The organism is Hydrocoleum sp. CS-953 (genome assembly GCF_002260545.1).
GTDB lineage: Bacteria > Cyanobacteriota > Cyanobacteriia > Cyanobacteriales > Microcoleaceae > Trichodesmium.
The window spans coordinates 1-6,890 of record NZ_LGSU01001111.1 but is presented as its reverse complement, the minus strand read 5'-3'; the positions used below and the strand labels follow the sequence as shown (position 1 = coordinate 6,890).

Sequence of the window (6,890 nt, the reverse complement as noted above, 5' to 3'; positions counted from 1 at the left end):
AACCCGCCCCTACTATTGCACTATTTTAGATTCTCAGTTCACTACTATACTAAATTATAGCTGATAATTCTCAAAATGAAATTTTTTCTACTTTTATAGTTGATACCTCAACCTTCCCAGAAAATTCTTTCATAGGACTTACGCACGCGAAACCCGGTTTCTACGGTAAATCATTCTTTTTAAGACATAAACATCTAGGAGAAACCGGGTTTCTGGGTTCGCCTGCGTAAGTCCTATTTCAGCTAAAACCTAACACCTAACTACCTAAAACCACACTTATCCAACTTTTTCGCCATCGCTTCCGCATGACTCCACCACTTCTTACCACCTGACCAAATTCTTGAAGGTAAATGACCAACTGGTGCCCAATTTCTAAACTTAAATCCGCGATCGCGAAAATGTAAATTATAAGTCAACCAACCTACCTGACTGCAAAATTTTCCATAATCTTCATCCACACTTTCATAAATTTGTTTTTGCACGCTAAACCCAAATTTTCCTCTACTATATTTTACCCAGAGGCGATCAATAGTCAGCAAGTCTTCACAAGGCAAATTATCAAGATCGCCCTGAAACAAATAACTTTTTCTCCTCTTCCCCAAACTTTCACACAAAACTCCCCAGGTTTCTACATCCGCTTCTTGCCATTTTTGCACTGCCAACAAATACTGCAATTTCCCATACTCTACCCCCACTGCTGAAATTAATTCATTTTCATCCAGTGTCATAATTTGCGGAATAAACCTCCCTACCAAACTCTGCACCGATGGCAACAGAGGTAACTGAGGTGACTTTTGATTTACCAACGCCAAAGACTCAACATTTTCTACAGGTTGCCTGACAATATTAGAGCGAGACTCCAACGCTTCCAAAACTTGTTCCGCTGTCTGATAGCGTTGACTCACAGAATTTTGCAACAACTTATCTAATATATTGCCTAGATGCTGACTCACACTACCCCCTCTCGGCAAAAAATCTCGCCATCTCCAACAGTCATTCACAACATCGAACATATCCCACGGCGCAACATCCGTCAGTAAATGAATGCAAGTTACACCTAAACTAAATAAGTCACTTGCTGGCAGTGCTTTTCCTCTGGTTTGCTCCGGTGCCATATATTCGGGACTACCAATAACTGTACCAGTTTTAATTAAAGCAGTACCTGTCAGCAACTTCGCCACGCCAAAATCAATTAATACAATTTCTCCCACTTTTCCTAATTTTTCCAGTTTATTTTCTCCTGGTAAATGGGGTGGTTTTTGATAGTTAATAGGTGGGGAAGTACGACGAATAATATTTTCTGGTTTAATATCTCTGTGAATAATTTGATGTTGATGAATAAACTTTAATATTGGCAGTAACTCCCGCAAAAGTTGCCATATTTGTTCTTCGCTGAAGAGACCTTGTTGTAATTCTTGCTTTAATGTCAGACCTTCAATATATTCTTGTACTAAATACAAATTTTGATTGTATTGAAAATGAGCTAAAAGTAGGGGAATTTGTGGATGTTGCCCTAACTGCGCTAACCGCATGACCTCTCGCCGAAACAGTCTAGCTGTTGTTTGATGGCTTTCGGGGTCGAGAGTGGGAAATGATATTTGCTTAAGAATACACGGGAGCTTCAGAGGATGTTGTTCATCTACGCCCAAAAATGTTTTGCCAAAACCCCCCTGACCAACTTTTTTCAGGAGACGATAGCGCCTCTGGAGAATTAGAGGAGAATTGCAACTCTGGCAATTGCTTACTGTATCTGGGTTTTCTGGTTTGGGGCATTGGGAATTAACGCAATAACTCATTGATGGGGAAGTTTTAGATTTTATATTTTTGGCTATGGGGTTGACAAATATAATCTAGTAATGCTACATTAGTAAACTGTAAGAAAAATAGATATGGCGAGCGTGGCCAAGTGGTTAAGGCAGTGGTTTGTGGTTCCACCATTCGTGGGTTCGAGTCCCATCGTTCGCCCTTTTTATATCCTCTCTCTAAGTGACTCTCACCAGATGACTCATGGTGTAATCGTTAGCTTCACTCAGTTTTCACTCAATTAAGTATAGCATGATGGGACAAGTGATTAATTGTCCATCTTTATAGATGGTTTGTGAAAATGGACATTAGTTTGAGTGGGGGTAGAGAGGAGCAATTGAGTAGGTGATATAGGTGGACTTTTCTTGAAGGTTTCAGTTTTTATAGGTAATCAGAAACATCCATAATTTGTCTCCATTTGTATTTTTATTCCTTCTGACTCCTGACTTCTGACTTCTAACTCCTCTTATTCTCCTATCTTCTCAATTACATTCATAACCTTTTTGTATTCTTCTTGCTTTCCTTGTTCCTGGTAAATTTCTGCTGCTTTATGCAAATCATCAAGAGCTGCTTTTAATTGTCCTAACTTAATATATCCTTCGCTACGAAAAGAATAAACGTGAGGAAGATTAGGATTAATACTCAAAGCACTGGTTTGATCCTTAATAGCTTGGGTATAGTTTTTTAACTTCAGATAAATTAACCCTCGATTGATATAAGCATCAATTTTTCTAGGATACAGTCGTAATACTTCGTTGTAGTCTGCAATAGCTTGTGGTAAATTTCCCATTTCACTATGAATTAAGCCTAAATTATAGTAGGCTAAAGCATAGTTGGGATTAATTTTTAGCGCTGCATCACAATCAGCGATCGCTCCAGAAAAATCTCCTAATTTCAAACGCGCTAAACCTCTATTATTATAGGCAGGAACATATTTGGGATGAATGCGTAGAGTTTCACCAAAATCTTTCATTGCTCCCTCAAAGTCTCCTGTTTGAAAGCGAGAATTTCCTAGATTATTGTATGCTTCGGCGTAGTTGGGATTAATTTCTATAGCTATTTCAAAGTCTTTCATTGCTCCTGAAATATCCCCTTGTCTAAACTTTGTAAAACCTCGGTTGTTATGACCTTCAGCATAGTTTGGCTTGATTTGTATGGCTGCTTCAAAGTTTTTCATAGCGCCTGAAATATCTCCTGTTCTCAGGCGGACAATACCCATATCGTTATAAGCTTGATGATATTGAGGGTTAAAATTTATCGCAGTCTCAAAATCAGCGATCGAGCCGGGAAAATCTCCTAGACTGCGTTTAGTATTACCTCGATGGTAATAAGCTTCTGCATTTTCGGGTTGAAGTTTTACTGCGTGGTCTAAGTCTTCTAGGGCACCGCGATGATCTCCAAGATCGAAACGAACTATACCTCGTTTGATGTAAGCATCCATATAGTTAGGATGAATCTTGATAACTTGATTAAAATCAGCTAGTGAACCTTGGTTATCTTTAGTCAGACGACGAATTACGGCTCGGTTGTAGATAGCTTCAGGATGTTTAGGATTAAGTTTAATGGCTTCATTAAAGTCGGCAGTTGCTCCTTGTATATCTTTCATCTCAAACCTGATAATACCTCTCTGGGTATAAGCATCTACAACTTTAGGATTGAGTTGTAATACTTTTGTCAAGTCATCAATTGCATCTTGGTTATTTCTAAGGAAACGATGAGCAATACCTCGATTATAGTAAGCTTCTGCTTTATTGGGATTAAATTGTATGGCTTGATTATAATCTGCTATAGCTCCTTGCGGATCTCCAGCTTTAAAACGAACTACTCCTAAGTTTTGGTAGATTTGAGATTCTTCAGTATTTAATTGCAGAGCTTCAGAAAAAAGCTCTATGGCTCGATCTAATTCTCCTAATTCTACATAAACTGCTCCTAAATTATTATAGATTTGCAGGTCTTTTGGATCGAGTTCTAATGCTTTTTGGAAATTTTCTATAGCCCCTTTTAAGTTTCCCATTTGGGCAATTGCAATACCTCTATTGTGATAAAATTGATGATTATTTGGCTCTAGAAGTATGGCAAGATTATAGTCTTCTAGAGCGCCAGTATTATCTCTTTTTTGTAGTTTGATTAATCCCCGTTGGTGTAATGCATCTGCTCCTTCCTGACGACATTTTTCGGCTTTTTCTGTCATACCTGCTATTTCATATTGGGTAATAGAATCTTCCCATTGTCTTTTCTTTTCAAATTCTTTAGCTCGGCAAAATGCTGCTTTCTGAGGCATTTTTGCTAACTCGTATTCAGTAGCAGCTTTCAGCCATTGTTTCTTCTTTTCAAATTCAATAGCGCGGTATTCTGCTTTTTTTTCAGGAATATTCATCCAGCACCGTTTAGCATTAGCAAAATCTGGGATTTCTTCCCATTTTTTAGCTGCTTCTGACCATTTTAGACTTGTTTCTAGTTGAGAAGCTTCACAAATTTTTTGCTTATTATATTCCCCAATTTCTGCCCAATATTTTGCTGCTTGTTGCCATTTTTCTACTTTTTCAAATAACAGTGCTGCATCTTGCCATTCTTTTAATTCAACAAAAATTTCTGCTGCTTCATTATAAGCTTGTTTTTGAATTAATAATTTGCCTTGAGCTTGTTTCTCTAAAATTACATCGCCAGATTTACTAAAGCATTCTTTCGCTTGTTGATAAAACTCGGCTTTTAGATAATATTGTCCTTGTTTACGCCACGTTTCTGGGCTAGGTTCTATACGATCGCTTCTTACTAATTCAGGAATTATTGACTGAAATAAACCTGTTAATTCTGGTTCTTGCCAAAGTTGACTAAGCTCTGATTCCCAAATATTTAATATTCTGCTGGCACGAGTAATTCCTACATAAAGTAAGTTTAATTCTAGTTGTAGTTGTGGTTTTTCTTTTTCTTTTAGTACCCCACCTCGTATTACTTTACTCCAAAGTTTTGCTTGTGGCTGAAAAAAATCTACGATAAAAACTGTATCGAATTCTAATCCTTTTATTTCTTCAATTGTAAAAACAAAACTAGAATTTAGTTCCGCTCTAATTCTTTCTTTATCTGATTCTTTTCTGACTAAAATAGCATCACCAGGATATAGAGATGTTTCCTTTAATGTTTTGACTAATGTCTGATTATCTGCTGAAATTAGTCTAGCTGGTTGACCATAAATACTATTAGTCCTGGAATAATATCCTGTAGATTCTCCTAAGTATCTAGAACGCAATTTTAGCAGTTGATTTGCTAATTTTACTAAACTTCCTACACTCCGAAAGTTAAATTTCAGAGTTTGTTGCTCTACTTTTCTGTGGGGATAAAATTTATCTTTTAGTGTTTCCCAGCGAAAACCACTAGGACTAATCATTTGATAAGAGTCTCCAGCAAACAATAAATTTCCCCTGGGAGCAACTAAATTAAATAATAATTCTAATTGTATTTCTGTTAAATCTTGTACTTCATCACAAACAATTAAATCATATTTTTTTCGATGATTATTTTTTAGCAATTGCAATACTTTTCTGACTAAATCTATGTCATCATATAATTTTTCTTTGTGGAGTTTTTTTTGATACCATTCGGCGATTTTATATATATCTCTTCGATGTTTATTAGGCATTAACATCATGCTGTTTCTACTAATTTTTTCATATTCTTTCTCCGGTAAAATATTTTCTGTAATTGCTAATTGTTTACCTTTGATTATACTTCTAATTTCTTCCCAGACTAAAGTTGTTGGATATTGTTTTCTGAAAGGATGTGCTTTGTACATTTCCGAGAATACTTGATAGTTAACTTCATCTTGAGGATAATATATTATCTGATGATTACCGAGGATTTCTAAACATAATTGGTGGAGATTTTTAAATTCAAACACTATTTGATTTGTTGAGTGTTTCGATTCTGCTTCTAATTGACTATTTGCACTGACTATTTGATGAAATTGTTCTTCAGCATTATTAACTAGCAAATCGTTATAGGCAATATATAAACGTTTTCCTAAATTGCTATACTGTTTTTTTTGGAGCATTCTATATAAGGCTACTGTGGTTTTTCCTGTACCTGCACTACCATTTAATAATAGATTTCCTGACAATTTAGCCAATTGATATTCTTCTGGAGTCAGCTTTAAAGGTAAATCTGTATTTTGCTCAATAATCGCTTTTTGCCATTCTGTTTCTGACTCTAATACTCGCCACTCAATATTTCCTAACAATTCGTCATCTGTTAAATCTGAATTAGTTTCCAAATCCAAAGCTTTCACTGCTTCAATATTTGCTTTTTCTACTGATGAATATGATATATTTTTATCTGTATCATTATCCTGATTTTGGAAATTTCTGGTCTCTACAATGACTTCAAATTCTGCTGTTTCTAACCATTCAGAATCAGGGCTTTTTTGCCTGGCTTTAGCACGTCGTGATACATCATCATGGTCTAAACAAATATCTTGAATTGCTAGATAAACTTGCGTTTTTCCTGTTTCTGGTCGCTGTGATTTATCGTAGGTAAAAATTAAGCGACTAGCACTATTAATTCTAGCTTCCCATACTCTTTTGTTTATTCCTTTGAGCTTTTTTACCCGTAATCCACTATTAAATTGTTGGTGTTTTAGTCTTTTAATACATTCCCATACTTTCTTTTGTAAATTACTTTCTACATCTTTTCGGAGAAACTCAATTATATCAGGGTGTAAAACAGCAGGCAATAACATACATTGACTTTTCACTCTTTATCTTTAGTTTATGAGTAGTTTAACACAATACTTTTTTTCCTGTAATCCACTTAATATCAATTGGTTTCCATCCTGATTACTTTTTTGTCGATCAAATTGTCTGAAATTATTGTCAGTTAATGTTTTGAGACAATAAATATTAGGGTGCATCTCAATGCGTGAATAAAGCCAAAAATTTATCGCTTTTAGGGAACAGGGAACCGGGAACATGGAACAGAGAATAGGGAATAGGAAAAAAGTATTTTTGCAAATATAGCGCTACGCATTAAGGCTCTTGACATTTCTAAATCCTGTTTGCGCAGCATGACCTAGGAAAACCCTTTATTAGTCTACT

The 6,890-nt window shown here is 35.8% G+C and carries 2 protein-coding genes and 1 tRNA gene; 1 reads left to right on the top strand and 2 read right to left on the bottom strand.

Translation table 11 applies throughout. The features are described 5' to 3' along the window. Positions 1–260: 260 nt before the first annotated feature. On the bottom strand, positions 261–1,796 hold the full coding sequence (locus AFK68_RS17050; RefSeq protein WP_210407461.1) for a serine/threonine-protein kinase: 1,536 nt from the start codon (positions 1,794–1,796) through the stop codon (positions 261–263). Positions 1,797–1,892: 96 nt separating this feature from the next. On the opposite strand from AFK68_RS17050, the gene AFK68_RS17045 reads away from it, so the two are divergent. Then, positions 1,893–1,965: transfer RNA gene (locus AFK68_RS17045), tRNA-His, on the top strand. Between the two features lie 304 nt (positions 1,966–2,269). Here AFK68_RS17045 and AFK68_RS17040 read toward each other — a convergent pair. Then, complete coding sequence (locus tag AFK68_RS17040) at positions 2,270–6,550, bottom strand: tetratricopeptide repeat protein (protein ID WP_143437965.1); 4,281 nt, start codon at positions 6,548–6,550, stop codon at positions 2,270–2,272. Between the last annotated feature and the right edge of the window lie 340 nt (positions 6,551–6,890).